General features: G+C 50.4%; 17 protein-coding genes. 10 read left to right on the forward strand and 7 right to left on the reverse strand.

The annotated features are described in order from the left end of the window. Position 1 precedes the first annotated feature (1 nt). The 6 genes from AC8GDC_RS01365 to AC8GDC_RS01390 are packed head-to-tail and all read left to right on the forward strand — an operon-like array spanning position 2 to position 4201. Positions 2-397 (forward strand): cytidine deaminase, encoded by a 396-nt coding sequence (locus AC8GDC_RS01365; protein ID WP_506558096.1) that lies wholly within the window; start codon positions 2-4, stop codon positions 395-397. Further along, a complete protein-coding gene (locus AC8GDC_RS01370; protein WP_506558097.1) occupies positions 394-1674 on the forward strand; it encodes a thymidine phosphorylase in 1281 nt (426 codons plus the stop codon). Before AC8GDC_RS01365 ends, AC8GDC_RS01370 begins: the two co-directional genes overlap by 4 nt. Positions 1675-1699: 25 nt before the next feature. Then, positions 1700-2785, forward strand: a complete 1086-nt coding sequence (locus tag AC8GDC_RS01375) for an adenosine deaminase (RefSeq protein ID WP_506558098.1) — start codon at positions 1700-1702, stop codon at positions 2783-2785. Then, positions 2785-3228 (forward strand): PTS sugar transporter subunit IIA, encoded by a 444-nt coding sequence (locus tag AC8GDC_RS01380; RefSeq protein ID WP_506558099.1) that lies wholly within the window; start codon positions 2785-2787, stop codon positions 3226-3228. Before AC8GDC_RS01375 ends, AC8GDC_RS01380 begins: the two co-directional genes overlap by 1 nt. A gap of 20 nt (positions 3229-3248) precedes the next feature. Continuing rightward, positions 3249-3521, forward strand: coding sequence for a PTS sugar transporter subunit IIB (locus tag AC8GDC_RS01385; protein WP_506558100.1), 273 nt, complete (start codon positions 3249-3251; stop codon positions 3519-3521). A 17-nt stretch (positions 3522-3538) separates the two neighbouring features. Further along, positions 3539-4201: a pyridoxamine 5'-phosphate oxidase family protein gene (locus AC8GDC_RS01390; RefSeq protein WP_506558101.1), complete on the forward strand. Its 663-nt coding sequence runs from the start codon at positions 3539-3541 to the stop codon at positions 4199-4201. Here the strand turns inward: AC8GDC_RS01390 and AC8GDC_RS01395 are convergent. From AC8GDC_RS01395 to AC8GDC_RS01410, 4 genes are all read right to left on the reverse strand, one after another. Further along, a complete protein-coding gene (locus AC8GDC_RS01395; protein WP_506558102.1) occupies positions 4198-5826 on the reverse strand; it encodes a phospho-sugar mutase in 1629 nt (542 codons plus the stop codon). The two genes, AC8GDC_RS01390 and AC8GDC_RS01395, sit on opposite strands and share 4 nt — an antisense overlap. Then, the gene (locus tag AC8GDC_RS01400) at positions 5823-6644 is read right to left on the reverse strand and encodes a purine-nucleoside phosphorylase (RefSeq protein WP_506558103.1); all 822 of its coding nucleotides are present in this window, start codon (positions 6642-6644) and stop codon (positions 5823-5825) included. Before AC8GDC_RS01400 ends, AC8GDC_RS01395 begins: the two co-directional genes overlap by 4 nt. Positions 6645-6678: 34 nt before the next feature. Further along, positions 6679-8451: an acetyl/propionyl/methylcrotonyl-CoA carboxylase subunit alpha gene (locus tag AC8GDC_RS01405; protein WP_506558104.1), complete on the reverse strand. Its 1773-nt coding sequence runs from the start codon at positions 8449-8451 to the stop codon at positions 6679-6681. Positions 8452-8525: 74 nt separating this feature from the next. Further along, on the reverse strand, positions 8526-9152 hold the full coding sequence (locus AC8GDC_RS01410; protein ID WP_506558105.1) for a Maf family protein: 627 nt from the start codon (positions 9150-9152) through the stop codon (positions 8526-8528). Between the two features lie 38 nt (positions 9153-9190). On the opposite strand from AC8GDC_RS01410, the gene AC8GDC_RS01415 reads away from it, so the two are divergent. Further along, a complete protein-coding gene (locus AC8GDC_RS01415; RefSeq protein ID WP_506558106.1) occupies positions 9191-10399 on the forward strand; it encodes a class I SAM-dependent RNA methyltransferase in 1209 nt (402 codons plus the stop codon). Here the strand turns inward: AC8GDC_RS01415 and AC8GDC_RS01420 are convergent. From AC8GDC_RS01420 to AC8GDC_RS01430, 3 genes are read right to left on the reverse strand one after another with little or no spacing between them, the layout of a single operon-like run. Further along, a complete protein-coding gene (locus tag AC8GDC_RS01420; protein WP_506558107.1) occupies positions 10366-10728 on the reverse strand; it encodes a hypothetical protein in 363 nt (120 codons plus the stop codon). The two genes, AC8GDC_RS01415 and AC8GDC_RS01420, sit on opposite strands and share 34 nt — an antisense overlap. Then, positions 10698-10928: an acyl-CoA carboxylase subunit epsilon gene (locus AC8GDC_RS01425; RefSeq protein ID WP_506558108.1), complete on the reverse strand. Its 231-nt coding sequence runs from the start codon at positions 10926-10928 to the stop codon at positions 10698-10700. Before AC8GDC_RS01425 ends, AC8GDC_RS01420 begins: the two co-directional genes overlap by 31 nt. Continuing rightward, positions 10928-12523: an acyl-CoA carboxylase subunit beta gene (locus AC8GDC_RS01430; RefSeq protein ID WP_506558109.1), complete on the reverse strand. Its 1596-nt coding sequence runs from the start codon at positions 12521-12523 to the stop codon at positions 10928-10930. Before AC8GDC_RS01430 ends, AC8GDC_RS01425 begins: the two co-directional genes overlap by 1 nt. A gap of 138 nt (positions 12524-12661) precedes the next feature. Between AC8GDC_RS01430 and AC8GDC_RS01435 the strand changes: the two genes are divergently transcribed. Genes AC8GDC_RS01435 through AC8GDC_RS01445 form a run of 3 tightly spaced genes read left to right on the forward strand, consistent with a single transcriptional unit; the run spans position 12662 to position 15041 of the window. Further along, a complete protein-coding gene (locus AC8GDC_RS01435) occupies positions 12662-13423 on the forward strand; it encodes a biotin--[acetyl-CoA-carboxylase] ligase (protein ID WP_506558110.1) in 762 nt (253 codons plus the stop codon). 15 nt (positions 13424-13438) lie between these two features. Further along, positions 13439-13882: a PH domain-containing protein gene (locus AC8GDC_RS01440; protein ID WP_506558111.1), complete on the forward strand. Its 444-nt coding sequence runs from the start codon at positions 13439-13441 to the stop codon at positions 13880-13882. A 19-nt stretch (positions 13883-13901) separates the two neighbouring features. Further along, a complete protein-coding gene (locus AC8GDC_RS01445) occupies positions 13902-15041 on the forward strand; it encodes a 5-(carboxyamino)imidazole ribonucleotide synthase (RefSeq protein ID WP_506558112.1) in 1140 nt (379 codons plus the stop codon). The last annotated feature ends 38 nt before the right edge of the window (positions 15042-15079 follow it).

Genomic DNA, 15079 nt, shown 5'->3' on the forward strand with positions numbered 1-15079 from the left:
AATGAACATTGATTGGAACGCTCTCAAGCAAGAGGCCATCACCGCAATGAAAAAAGCATACGTGCCTTACTCAAAGTTTCCAGTGGGAGCCGCTGCCCTTACAGACGATGGCCGCATTGTTTCAGGATGCAACATTGAAAACGCTTCTTACGGTGTGACGCTCTGCGCTGAGTGCTCGTTGGTGTCTGACCTGTTTCGAACTGGCCCTGGCAAGTTAGTTGCCTTTTACTGCGTCGACAAGCGCGAGAACATCCTGATGCCGTGCGGCAGATGCCGTCAGCTACTGTTCGAACACTCGGCCCCTGGCATGCTACTTGAAACTGTTTCGGGCATCAAAACCATCGAAGAAGTGCTGCCTGATGCCTTTGGGCCCCGAGAACTGAACGAGCGTTCGTGAGCAATTTCGACGCGGTTGATCTGATCATCGCCAAGCGCAGTCAGCAGGAGCTTTCGAAAGAAGCCATCGACTGGCTGATTGAAAACTACACATCCGGCAAAGTAGCCGACGAGCAAATGTCGGCAATGGCGATGGCAATTCTTTTGAACGGTATGAACCGTCGTGAAATCAAAGATCTCACTCTGGCGATGATTGCCTCGGGGGAGACACTGAACTTTGAATCGCTCGGCGTCCCAACAGCGGATAAGCACTCAACCGGCGGAGTCGGTGACAAAATCACACTTCCATTAGCACCACTGGTTGCAGTATTTGGAGTTGCAGTTCCTCAGCTTTCTGGCCGTGGTCTTGGACACACCGGAGGAACACTAGACAAGCTCGAATCAATTCCAGGTTGGCGAGCGAATTTATCGAATGACGAAATGAAAAAACAGCTGCAGGAAGTTGGTGCAGTTATTTGCGCGGCAGGCTCCGGCCTTGCGCCAGCGGACAAGAAGCTCTACGCCCTTCGTGATGTCACCGGAACCGTTGAGGCAATTCCACTTATTGCAAGCTCAATCATGAGCAAGAAAATTGCCGAAGGAACCGGGTCTCTAGTGCTGGATGTGAAGGTCGGCTCCGGTGCCTTTATGAAGGAGCTTTCCAAGGCTCGCGAGCTAGCTGAAGTATTAGTGCAGCTTGGTAAAGACGCAGGAGTGAAAACTTCTGCACTTCTTACTGACATGTCAACACCTCTTGGCCTAAAGGTTGGAAATGCTCTGGAGGTTGAGGAGTCGGTCGAGGTTCTTGCAGGCGGCGGACCTGCCGATGTGGTTGAAATCACCATCGCTTTGGCAACCGAAATGCTCATTCTTGCTGGCAAACCCGATGCGGATGTTGCAGGAGCACTAAAGGATGGTCGCGCAATGGATAAGTGGCGCGCGATGATTAGCGCTCAAGGCGGAGACCCTGATGCCAAACTCCCTATCGCCAAAGAATCGCAAACCGTAAAGGCAACTTCTGATGGCGTAATCACAAAACTTGACGCACTTTCCGTGGGACTTGCTTCTTGGAGATTGGGAGCCGGGCGTGCCAGAAAAGAAGACCCAATTCAGTTTGGTGCCGGGGTCACTTTGCATGCTCAGCTGGGCGACACTGTAAAGGAGGGAGATCCGCTTTACACGCTTTACACCGATGAACCGGCTCGTTTCCAGCGCGCATCCGAGACAATCGAGAATGCTTATAGCATTGAGGCTCAAGCAGTGGTTGCTAGAAAGTTGATTCTCGACCGAATCAGCTAATTTTCTCAAAAGGAACAAATAACTCATGGACTCAAAAATCAAAGCGCTGCCCAAGATTTCTCTTCACGATCATCTTGATGGTGGACTTAGGCCGCAGACCATTATTGAGCTCGCCGATGCGATTGGGCACAAGCTTCCAGCAACTGAAGCTAAGGAACTTGGAGACTGGTTTTTCAGCGCTGCTGACTCAGGTTCTCTTGAGAGATATCTAGAAACATTTGATCACACCACTGCAGTTATGCAGACCAAAGAAGGTCTTGCTCGCGTGGCCAAGGAATTCGTGCTAGATCTACACGATGACGGAGTTATCTATGGAGAAATCCGTTGGGCTCCAGAACAGCATCTTCGCTCAGGATTATCACTTGATGAAACAGTCGAAGCGGTCCAGGACGGACTCGAACAAGGCATGTCTGATGTCGAAGCCAAAGGCGGCTTTATCCGAACCGGACAACTAGTCACAGCAATGCGTCACGCAGATCGCGGCATGGAAATTGCCGAGCTTGCCGTTAGGCACCGTGAAAACGGAGTTGTAGGTTTTGACATTGCCGGAGCCGAAAAGGGCTTTTTGCCGGTTCGGCACAAAGCAGCCTTCGATTATCTAGCAGAGCATTTCTTCCCTGTCACCGTGCATGCCGGAGAAGGCGATGGAGTAGAGAGCATCAGGGATGCGATTATTTCCGGTCGCGCTCTTCGAATCGGCCACGGAGTAAGAATCATCGAGGACGTTATGTTCTCTCGCACCGAAGGCGATACTGATCTAGTGGTCCTTGGCGAAGTAGCAGAGTGGGTGCACGATCGTCAGATTGCCTTAGAGCTATCACCGTCTTCAAACTTACAGACCGGTGCTATTTCCATGCTCGGAGACCAGTTCTCTGATCACCCGTTTGATATTCTTTATGGGCTTGGATTCAAGGTGACTGTAAACACTGACAACCGACTGATGTCCAGAACCTCGCTTACTCGCGAGCTTGAACTTTTGATGTCAAACTTTGGCTACAGCCTTGCCGATCTGGAGCAGTTCCAGCTAAACGCTGCTGAGTCAGCTTTCCAAGCGTTGGATGATCGCGAAGAGCTAATCGACATGATTAGCGACGGATTCGCTAACGTCTAATGGGTTTGCTTGCTGATGCTTTTGGTGAGGGTTCAATTCTCATCAAAGACTCGGTTGATAACCGCAGCGCTGCAATCAAATTAGCCGGAGAACTTCTGGTTCAAAGTGGAAAAGCCAAGCATTCCTATATAGCCTCAATGCTTGAGGCAGTTGAGCGCTTTGGCCCCTACATCGTTATTGCACCTGGAATAGCTCTTGCCCACGGCAAGCCCAGCGAGGATGTCATCGAAACGGGCCTTAGCTTGCTGGTGCTGAAGCAAGCTATTGAGTTTCAGCATTTGCAAAATGACCCAGTTCAGCTTGTTTTTGGGCTTGCAGCTACTGATCACGAATCACACATCGAAACCATGGCACAGCTAGCTGAGGTTCTTTCAGATCAGGAACGGGTGAACTCTTTGCTAACTTGTTCCGATTTCGCGCAAATCCTTATGGTTCTTGGCTAACTTGTTGGGACAATAGCCAAGTGAAGATAATTGCAGTTTGCGGAATGGGTATTGGGACCTCGGTACTACTAAAAATTAACGCCGAAAAAGTGCTCAAGATGATCGGTGTTGACGCAACCGTTGAAGCCGCCGACATGGCAACAGCAAGAGGCGCAGCCTTCGATGCTCAGATTGTCCTAACCACGCCAGAGTTAGTGGAATCCCTAAAGGGTCTAAACGCGGAGATTATTTCTATCGACCACTTCTTTGATCTCGAAGAGCTAAACACCAAGCTTTCCAAGGCTTTGCTCTAAAGCTATAAGCTCTAGCCATGTCCTTACCAAATCCGGGCCAAACCGATAGAACGGCGATTAACCGCCTGAAAAAGCGCTCCGTCGAAGACCGCGACGAGATGTATGAGATTTTGGACTCAACAATTCTTTGCCACGTTGGCTATGTTGAAAACGGCCAGCCATTTGTTTTGCCCTATGGCTTTGTTCGCGACGGCGATCGCATCCTGATCCACGGATCTTCTGGAGCACGCTTCATGAGAGAACTTGCCAAAGGAATTCCAACTTGTGTAACAGTGACCAAACTTGATGGCATGGTTGTTGCCCGCACCACCTACGATTCCAGCATGAACTACCGCTCGGTAGTAATCCTTGGAGCCGCCGAAGAAATCACCGGTCCAGAGAAAAACGCACTGCTTGAAAAGGTAAGTAACGGTCTAATCCCCGGTCGTGTATCTGAGATAAGAACGTCAACACCTAAGGAACTGGCTGCCACCACATTGCTCTCGCTGTCTCTTGAAGAGGCTTCGGTGAAGGTTCGAACCGGCATGCCTGAGGATGGCGAAGGATCAGGAACCGGCGTCTGGTCAGGTGTTATCCCTATTCGAGTGGTGGCTGACGAGGCTATCCCGAGCGATAAAGAATCAGAAGCTTTGAGTGTTCCTGAAAGCGTAAAGGCTTTTATCAAAAACCCGAAGGCTTAGTCCAGAACCTTCTGCATGGCAGCTTTCAGAGAGGCGAGCATGCTTTGGGATCTATTGCTCTCCTCGGCAACGGCCAACAAGTAACACTTGAGCTTGGGCTCAGTTCCAGAAGGCCGAACAATTACTCTTCTGCCATCGGCTAAATCAAGTTGGATGGCATCGGTTCCAGGGAGATTTCCCCAACCGTTCAAATAGTCGGTGAATACAACTACTTGCCCATCCAGTTCCAGGATCGGATTAGCTCTAAGTTTTTTCATCAGATTTTCAATAATTAATAAATCTTTCACCCTAATGGAAATCTGATCGGTAGCGAAGTAGCCATCTCGGGCCCCGAGTTTTTCTAGCTGATCACCGATGGTGTAGCCCGAGGCAGCCAAGGTAGTTGCGATGTCTGCAACCACGAGGGCTGCGGATAGACCGTCTTTGTCTTTTACTCGCCTCGAATCAACGCAGTAGCCAAGAGCTTCTTCGTAGCCAAAGATAAGGTTTGGCACTCTGCCAACCCATTTGAACCCTGTGAGTGTTTGAGCAAAATCTAAACCGTAGTGTTCGGCAACTTTTTCAATCGCAGAACTCGAAACAATCGAGCAGGCAAGGGTTCCAGAAACCCCTTCTCTTTTTGCTCGACCGGCTAGCTCCTCGGCTAGCAATAAACCTAAGTCATCTCCTGAAAGTTGGATGTAGTTTCCAGTTGAGTCCTTGTACGCCACGCAAAGTCTGTCTGCATCTGGATCATTTGCAAGCACTAGGTCAGCTCCATTTGCCTTTGCTGTTTCAATTGACTTATCCATCGCGCCTGGCTCTTCGGGGTTAGGGAAAGCCACAGTAGGGAATGTTCCATCTGGTTTGTGTTGGGAGGCAACTGGAATCAACGGATCCATACCAGCAAGACCAAAAATCTTCTCGATGAACTCAGCGCCTACCCCGTGCATTGCCGAGTAAACAATCTTCAGACTCTTTCGATCTGAGTGGCGGTTCATCAAGCCACTGACACCCTGCAGGTAGTCCACTGAGATGCTGGCCGGCACACTCGAGTAGTCGCTGGATCTAACTAGATCACTAACTGATTCGTTTTCGGCAAACTTGCCAATTTCTGAAGATATGAGTGCATCCATGGGGGGAATGATCTGCGAGCCTGTAAAGTCAAAAACTTTGTAGCCGTTATCGGCTGGGGGATTGTGAGAGGCGGTCACCATGATTCCTGCCGAGCAGCCCAACTCCCGTACGGCAAATGCAACCATCGGGGTTGCAACAAGCGAATCGTAAAGATAGGCGCGGACTCCAAGTCCAACAAGAATTTCAGCTGAGTCCCTGGCAAAGACATCGGAGTTTTTTCTGGCGTCAAAACCGATCACGCAACTTGGATCATCAAAGTTTGCTTTTAGGTATCTAGCGATTCCAACTGCTGCCTGTGCTACCAAAACACGATTCATCCGGTTTGGACCTGCGCCAAGCTCTCCTCGAAGACCTGCAGTTCCAAATCCCAAGCGCCCACCGAATCGTGAAGCAAGGCCTTGCTCGTCGCTTGCGAGAATCAGTGCTTCAAGTTCAGCCTTGGTTTCGGCATCAGGATCTTGGGATTGCCAGCTTCTTGCCTTAGCAATAAGTGTTTCTAGTGAGCTCATATCTTGTTGATGATAGCTGCCAGTAGTGCGCTAATTCTTGGCTCGGCTTCGCGCCCGGCTTCCAGCACTTCTGCGTGAGAAAGCGGAGTTTTTTGAACTCCAGCGGCCAGGTTTGTCATTAGAGAAAAGCCTAGGATTTCCATGCCAGCTTCACGGGCGGCGATTGCTTCTAGTGCAGTTGACATACCAACCAGTTGACCGCCCATGTGCTTTACCATTTGGACTTCAGCCGGGGTTTCGTAGTGTGGTCCGCGGAACTGGGCATAGATACCTTCATCAAGTGATGCATCCACGGTTCTTGCAACCTCACGAAGTCTCTTGGAGTAGAGGTCAGTCAGGTCGATAAATGTCGCACCTTCAAGAGGGCTGTCCGCAGTTAAGTTGATGTGGTCGCTGATTAGAACCGGCGTACCTGGCTTCCAGCTCTCCTTGATGCCACCACAACCATTAGTTAAAATCATTACCTTGGCACCGGTTGCAGCTGCAGTTCTGACTCCGTGGACTACTCGACGAACTCCGTGACCTTCGTAGTAGTGAGTTCTTGCACCCAGCACCAGAGCATGCTTTCCACTTGGAAGCTTGATGGAGCGAATTGAAGCTACGTGACCTTCAACAACAGGAGCGGAAAATCCAATGATGTCCTTGGCAGGAACGCTCGCAACAGTTTCACCAATCAGATCTGCGGCCTTAGCCCAACCTGACCCAAGGGTTAGTGCGATTTCGTGTTTTTCAACACCCGTTGCTTGCCTGATTTGCTCGGCGGCCTGTTTAGCAATTTCGAATGGGCTGTTGGTCATTGTTTCTAGGGGATTAGTCATGGATTTGAGTCTAGCTCCACGCGCGTTGGCTCAACTAGTCCTCAAACTCCACCAGGGCAGTACCGGAGGCAATGGTGTCGCCAACGGCGACCTTGATTTGCTTGATGATGCCGTTTCGTGGAGAGGTGATGGATTGTTCCATCTTCATAGCCTCAAGAACTAGCACCTGGTCACCCTCGACAATCTTGTCTCCGACCGAAACTGCAATCTTTACAACCGTTGACTGCATAGGAGCTTTGATTACCGATTCCGATGCTCCAGCAGATGCGTGATGGGCAGAGACTTTTCGCTTTGGTGCTCGTCCTGCTGTTGGAGAGCCAGTTCCGGTGTGTAGGAAGCGAGCCGGAATGCTCACCTCGATGCGCTTTCCTTCAACTTCAACAACTACTGAGTTTTTGGCCGACGGTGCAAAATCAAGCTGGTCTGCTAGGCCACCCCATGGCTCTAGATCGTTCACCCATTCAGTTTCAATCCAGCGGGTGTAAATACCGAATTTTCCGCCGGAACCAATAAATGCCGGATCGTCAACAATTTTTCTGTGGAAGGGCAGAACTGTTGGAAGCCCTAGCACCTCCATTTCGGCAAGAGCTCTTCTAGAACGCTCTAGAGCTTCAGTGCGGTCCTTGCCTGTGACAATCAACTTTGCAATCATCGAGTCAAAGTTTCCAGAAATCTCATCGCCTGATTCGACACCGCTGTCTACTCGAACTCCAGGGCCACTCGGTGCTTTGAAGACGTGAACGGATCCTGGAGCCGGCATAAAGTTTCGACCCGGGTCTTCACCGTTGATTCTAAATTCGAAGCTGTGACCGGAAACTTCTGGGTCGCCATAATCCAAAATGCCACCTTCGGCAATTCGGAATTGTTCACGAACTAAATCAAGACCAGTGACTTCTTCAGAGACTGGGTGCTCAACCTGCAGGCGAGTGTTGACTTCGAGGAATGAAATTGTTCCGTCCTGGGCAACTAGGAACTCACAAGTTCCAGCTCCGAGGTAACCAACTTCTTTCAAGATTGCTTTTGAGGCTTCGTAGAGTTTCTTGTTTTGATCAGGAGTCAAAAACGGAGCTGGGGCTTCTTCAACTAGTTTTTGGTGTCTGCGCTGTAGCGAGCAGTCGCGAGTGGAAACTACAACTACGTTTCCTTTTGAATCGGCCAGACACTGAGTCTCAACGTGCCTTGGTTTTTCTAGGTACTTTTCTACAAAGCACTCTCCACGTCCGAAAGCAGCGATGGCCTCGCGGGTTGCGGATTCAAACATTTCTTCGACTTCGGATTCTTGGTAGGCAACTTTGATGCCTCGGCCACCTCCGCCGTATGCTGCCTTAATCGCTACTGGCAATCCGTGCTTGGCGACAAAATCCAGAACTTCTTTGGCATTTGAAACCGGATCGAGTGTTCCAGGAGCTAGGGGAGCACCGACTTTTTCGGCAACATGTCGAGCGGAGACTTTATCTCCCAGTTTCTCGATCGCTTCAGGGGAGGGCCCAATCCAGGTAAGTCCGGCTTTGATAACGGCCCTGGCGAACTCGGCGTTCTCGGCCAAGAATCCGTAGCCTGGGTGAACTGAATCGCAGTTGCTTCGTTTGGCGATTGAGAGAAGCTTTTCGATGACCAGGTATGTTTCGGCTGAGGTGATGCCATTTAGGGCATAGGCCTCATCGGCCACCTTCACGTGAAGTGCGTCACGATCTTGATCGGCGTAAACGGCTACTGATCTTCTTCCGCTGTCTTTGGCTGCTCGAGCGATTCGAACGGCAATCTCACCGCGGTTAGCGATGAGGACCTTGCGGATTGGTTTGGTCATAAGACAAAAGCCTATTGGCATAAGGGGATGCGCTATTGGCGCTTAGCTACAAAAAGACTTGGATATCATTGTGATTAGCGCCAAAAGCTTGGGTAATGGACCCCAAAGCCAGCTGCTAACTCACGGAGCACCTTTAGTGACAGCCCAACCACGGTGTGAGAATCACCCTCAATTCGATCAATGAAAGCACCACCCAGACCATCGATCGTGAAAGCCCCGGCGACCTTTAGCGGTTCACCCGTTGCTACGTAGTCGGCAATCTCCTGATTGGAAAGCTTTGAGAAAAAAACCTTGGTTGAGCTAACCATTTGAGCACCAACTGGATTGGCTGGATCGCGATTGTCAATTAGATAGTGTCCGCTGTGCAAAACACCGACATTTCCACTCAGTTTCGCCCAGCGCTCAAGCGCAACTTCTGGTTCATGGGGTTTTCCAAGAATTTCACCCTGAAACTCAAGTGCTGAGTCTCCTCCGAGAATTAGAGCCCCTCTAGTTGAAAGATCATGCAGCACCGATTCAGCCTTGGCTTTGGCCAGCAGTCCAACTAGCTCCTGCGCGCTCAGGTTCGGGTTTTCAAGCTTCGCTTGTGCAGCCAGCGCCGGTTCGTCCGTTTCGGGAAGGACGATCTCAGGCTCAATGCCGGCTGATCTAAGCAAGGCAAGTCTGGCCGGAGAGCTGGAAGCTAGGACTAATCGGGTCACCTGACAAGACTACTTTGTAGCTGTGAAACACTTGTCAGATGACAAAAACTGAAAACTGGCAAGACACCGAAATTGAACTGGACATCGAGAAGGTGGCCCACGGTGGAATCTTTGTGGCCAGGCACCAGTCACGAGTAGTTTTCGTCTCTCATACAGCTTCTGGTGAAAAAGTAAGAGCGCGAGTATTCGAGGACAAGGGCGGCTCTTTTTGTCGGGCAGAGACTGTTCAAGTTATTGAACCTTCTGGCTCACGCGTTCCCCACATCTGGAAAGAAGCCGACCTCCTAGGTGCCGGCGGCGCGGAGTTTGGTCATCTAAAACTTGAGTACCAACGCAAACTAAAATCTGAAGTTTTGACCGAGTCACTTTCGCGCATGGGCGGTATCGAGCGAGAAGTTCCAGTTGAACCAGTGCCAGGCGATGAGATAACTAATGGGCTGGGCTACCGAACTCGAATTCAACTTCACGTTTCCGAAGAAGGAATAGCCGGCCCTTACAAAGAGCGAACCCATGAAGTGGTTCCTGTTAAGTCCTTACCTTTAGCCGTTTCTGAAATCAACGAGCTCGGCATTCATCTAAAGAATTGGCAGGACGTAAAGCGCATTGAGATCTCCACCGCATCAACCGGTGGAGTTCAGTGGTTTATTGACAAGAAGGTCAAGGGTGACAAAAAACTCGTTGAGCGCGCTCTTGGAAGATCTTTCCGAATCTCCAGCGGAGGATTCTGGCAGGTGCACCGCGGCGCAGCCGAGCTACTTGCTCAGGAAGTAATCCAAATGGCCGAAGGTCTAGATCCTGCAGCAAATAACTTAGATCTCTACGGGGGAGTTGGCTTGTTTTCCGGCGCGCTGGCAACCAAGTTTGGTAAATCACTGAATATCACAACCGTCGAATCTTCAAAAGTTGCAACTGCAGATGCTGGAGCAAACTTGGTTGACCTTGCAAAGCACAAGGCAGTCTCTGCTCCAGTGGAGGGATTCCTAAAGGCCCAAATCAAACAAGGACTTGTGCTTGAAGGCGCCACCGTCGTGATTGATCCACCCCGCGCTGGAGCAGGCAAAGCAGTGATTGATCAACTATTGTTTTTGCGCCCTGCCAAAATTGTTTATGTGGCTTGCGACCCGGTGTCGTTGGCTAGGGATTTGAAGGTCTTGATCTCAGGTGGCTATCGCCTTGAGCAGCTAAAGGCCTACGACCTATTCCCACACACTCATCACTTTGAGAGCATTGCTAGTTTGGTTTTGTAGAAATCTAAAAACTCAAGAAAACGTGTGAGGTCCGAGTGAATAACTCCCGGACCTCCCCCCACGCTACCTAGGCTTTCCCCTGAGAGCACTATTAGGTAGTTATGTATGACCTTAGCCCCGTATTGGTTCGCGAAACCAAATGCATTGATGCCAATTTTCAAACCTTCGTTTATACGAAGATTATCTCGCTCTTGAGATGCGAAAAGAATCCAAACCAAGCCTGCAAAGGACTCAGCGGCTAGAAATTTGGTCAATCGGTGAACTGTTAGGTAGTGCTTGACTCCCTTGAAATCAGGACCTACAAACCTTGCTTGTACTGCGACCCCCACTGACCGTTGCCTACAACTATGCCAGTTCTTAGGATGCTGTCATTTTTTGCCCAGGTGGATCGTTGCGTTGATTTAGTACTTGACTGCTGCTTGCTTGCCTCGAGCAGAACAGCTACGACAGCTGCAAGCTCCTCGGGAGTTGGCTCACCTGAAACAACCTCGATGGCGTCAGCAAATTCAGAATCGTCTGGTCTAGTCATTAGAGCGGAATGTTTCCGTGCTTTTTCGGAGGCTGGCTAGCCCGCTTGGTGCGAAGTGCTCGAAGTGCTTTGATAACCGAAACTCGAGTAAGTGCTGGCTCGATGATGCCATCGAGCTCTCCGCGCTCTGCGGCTAAGAAAGGAGAGGCAACGTTGTAGGTGTACTCAGCCGCTAGTTGCGCTCTGACTTCGGCAATGTTCTTTCCGGCAGCTTCGGCTTCCTTGATCTTGTCGCGGAACAAAATGTTCACCGCTCCTTGACCGCCCATAACCGCAATCTCGGCTGTTGGCCACGCCAGGTTGATATCGGCTCCAAGCTGCTTGGAACCCATAACGATGTATGCGCCTCCATAGGCCTTGCGGGTAATGACCGTGACCAGTGGAACAGTGGCCTCGGCATAGGCATAGAGCAACTTAGCTCCTCGGCGGATAACCCCAGCCCACTCCTGGTCGGTGCCAGGAAGATAGCCCGGAACATCCACCAGGGTAAGAATTGGAATCGAGAACGCGTCACAGAACCTGACGAACCTAGCTGCTTTTTCACCAGCATCGATGTTCAAAGTTCCTGCCATTGCCGAAGGCTGGTTGGCGACAATTCCAACGCTTCTTCCGTCGATGCGAGCAAAACCAATCAGGATGTTCGGAGCAAATAGTGGCTGCACCTCTAGGAAGTGTCCATTGTCAACGATGTGCTCAATCACGGTGTGCATGTCGTAGGGCTGGTTCGGAGAATCTGGAACCAGAGTGTTTAGCTTGCGATCGGACTCGGTGACTTCTAATTCTGAACTTGAGTCGTAGACCACACTCTCTGAAAGATTGTTTTCCGGCAGGAAGCTCAAAAGTGTTCTGGCATAGTCCAGCGCATCTTCTTCATCGCTTGCTAGGTAGTGAGCAACACCGGAAGTTTGGTTGTGTGCTCTTGCCCCACCAAGTTCTTCCATCCCGACGTCTTCACCGGTTACGGTCTTGATAACATCTGGTCCGGTGACAAACATGTTCGAGGTCTTATCCACCATGATCACAAAATCAGTTAGGGCAGGGGAGTAAACAGCTCCTCCGGCAGCAGGGCCCATGATGATTGAGATCTGCGGGATTACTCCAGATGCCATGGTGTTGCGCTTGAAGATCTCGCCGTATTTTCCAAGAGCTATGACACCTTCTTGAATGCGGGCGCCGCCCGAGTCCAAAATTCCAACCAGTGGAACGCCGGTGGAAATTGCCAGGTCCATAATCTTGATGATTTTGTTTCCGGCTGCTTCTCCAAGGGAGCCACCGAAGATTGTGAAGTCCTGAGAGAACAGAGCAATTTGACGACCGTGAATGGTTCCAAAACCTGTGACCACCGAGTCGCCGTAAGGACGGTTAGCTTCCATGCCAAAAGCAGTTGAGCGATGACGAACGAACTCGTCAACCTCAACAAAGGAGCCTGGATCTAGCAGAAGCTCAATGCGCTCACGGGCAGTTTTCTTACCCTTGGCGTGCTGCTTTTCAATCGCTGCATCGCCACTGGCGTGAACTGCCTGGTAGTAGCGGTCGCGAAGGTCTTCGATTTTGCCAGCAGTAGTAGATAGGTCAGCTTTTGGCTTGTCGGTCAAGATCTCTCCAATTGCTCATAAGGCTCTAAAGGACCAACTTTATCCAAGGCCCTACCCGATGCTATTGCAGGTTCTGACACAGCATCGAGCCCAATTGCTGAGGATTCCTACAAATTAGCTCTGGCCTAGGCTTGAGGCATGGAATACCTCTTATCTGCGCAGGCGGCGGCTGGCTTTGAATACCTGGAGCAAACCGGCTCCACCAACAAAGACCTACTAGCTAGGTCAGAGGGATTGCCCGAGTTTTACGTTCTGGCCACCGATTTTCAGACCGCAGGCAAAGGCCGGATGGATCGCAGCTGGGAAGCTAATCCAGGCTCTTCAGTAATGGCATCGATTTTGCTACGGCCGCAATTTACCCAAAGCTCGGGCATTGGCTGGCTGTCATTGCTCACCGCGCTCGCAATAACACGTGCAATTTCCGATCTTGGCCTAGAGCCAAAAATCAAATGGCCAAACGATGTACTAATTGCTGAAAAGAAAGTCAGCGGGATATTGGCCGAGGTCGCCACAGATTTATCCTGCGTGGTGATTGGCTTTGGCATCAACGTCAATCAATCCGCACAGCAGCTACCGGTTGATACCGCTACTTCTTTATTTGTAGAAACTGACACTGCGGTCGATCGCGATCAGCTGCTGGCAGCAGTAATTGAAAACATCCGGGCTCTTTATCTTGAGCTATCTAGTGCCGGCGGCGATGCAACAGCCAGTGGTCTAAGGCAGGCAGTTCTGGAATTCTCGGCAACCGTTGGTTCCCAGGTTTCGGTTGAGTTTCCAGATGGCAAAAAAGCCTTCGGTCTTGCCAAGGACATTGACGACACGGGTCGCCTGGTGGTTTCAACTCAAAACGAGACACTTTCGGTTTCAGCGGGCGATGTGCTGCACCTTCGTAAGGCTTAGCGGGAAGATTATCCGGTGACTACTAATTCTGAATACTTAGTTTTCCGCCTGAAGCCAAAAGCGCGCAGGCTATTTACCCCCACGCTGGTGTTAGCGGCGGTGAGCTTTGCCCTGGCATTTATCGTTGAGCAGATTTCTGCTTCCGATTACAACTACGCCTTGATAGCCGGAGGAACAATCGTGGTTTTGTTCTGGCTGTTTCCGTTGCTGAGTTATCTGACTTGTTATCTTGAGCTAACAAGTGCTCGTCTTACTTTTCGGTTTGGATTTTTAGGGTTTAGAAAAAGACAGCTACTGCTATCGGAGCTTTCATCAATTGAAATCCAGAAGGAGGGCCGCCTGGGTAGGCAGGTGATCTCCATACTCTCGGTCGACGGAACCGAGTACCGTATTGGCGGATACGCTAAGAACAAGTACTTGGCAGCCGAAGTAGAGGCCTGGGCCAAGGCAGCAAGCTAGGCGAAGGAAGTTGAAGTAGTTGAAGTATCGGGTTGGAGTAATCGGCGGTGGGCAGTTAGCGCGCATGATGACCGTGCCCGCCATCAATCTTGGAATTGAACTAAAAGTGCTTGCCGAAACGGCAAACTCTTCGGCAAATCTGGCTACCACAGTTGTCGGTGATTACACGGATCTGAAAACTGTTATGGATTTTGCCAAGGGTGTAGATGTAATCACTTTTGATCACGAGCATGTTCCTCTTCATATTCTTGAAGCGTTAGAAGCAGCCGGCACCTCTGTGCAACCCCCTTCCAAAGCCCTGGCTCACGCTCAGAACAAACTCGTCATGAGACAGGCACTGGAGGAAATTGGCGCTCCAAATCCACGCTGGCTGGCAGTGTCGAGCGCTAGTGAGCTTGATGCGTTTATCACTGAATTTGGACCAGAAATAATTGTCAAAACTCCTATCGGTGGTTATGACGGTAAGGGAGTTCGGGTAGTTAGTTCGTCTAGCCAAGTAAGTGACTGGTTTGAGCAAGCGACACTTTCATCTCTTGGAGGACAATTGCTTGCCGAAGAAAAAGTGTCTTTCACTCGTGAACTTGCGCAGCTCTCTGCGAGAAATCCAAGCGGTGAGTTTAGGGCGTGGCCGGTTGTTGAGACCAGGCAAAAAAATGGCGTCTGCTCAGAGGTGTTAGCACCTGCACCAAATCTTTCAGAAGATTTGGCAGAAAAAGCAAAACAAATTGCAGAGTTAATTTCCTCCTCTCTTGGCGTCACAGGAAATCTTGCGGTAGAGATGTTTGAAACTACTGATGGAAAACTTCTTGTCAATGAGCTTGCAATGCGCCCGCACAACTCAGGGCATTTCAGTATCGAAGGATCAACTACCTCTCAATTCGAGCAGCACCTTCGTGCTGTGCTAGATCAACCACTTGGGGAAACTACCGTTGCTGAAGCCTCCGTCATGGTGAATCTACTGGGCGTATCCAATGAGGTTGATTTCGTTGAAAACTACCCGGAGCTTATGAAGCAATTCGCATCTGCCAAGCTCCACTCCTACGGAAAGAGCCCTCGAATCGGGCGAAAGCTCGGGCACATCACTGTTGTCGGTGGAACCCAAGAATCCGCACTCGATACCGCTCTCAAGGCCCGAGCTTTGATTCTGGGTGTCCGCTAAAGCCCAATCTTGGCTAAAATTGGTCAAGCGAGCTTGAT

This window comes from Rhodoluna miladensis (SeqCode), assembly GCF_965234705.1.
Classification (GTDB): domain Bacteria; phylum Actinomycetota; class Actinomycetes; order Actinomycetales; family Microbacteriaceae; genus Rhodoluna; species Rhodoluna miladensis.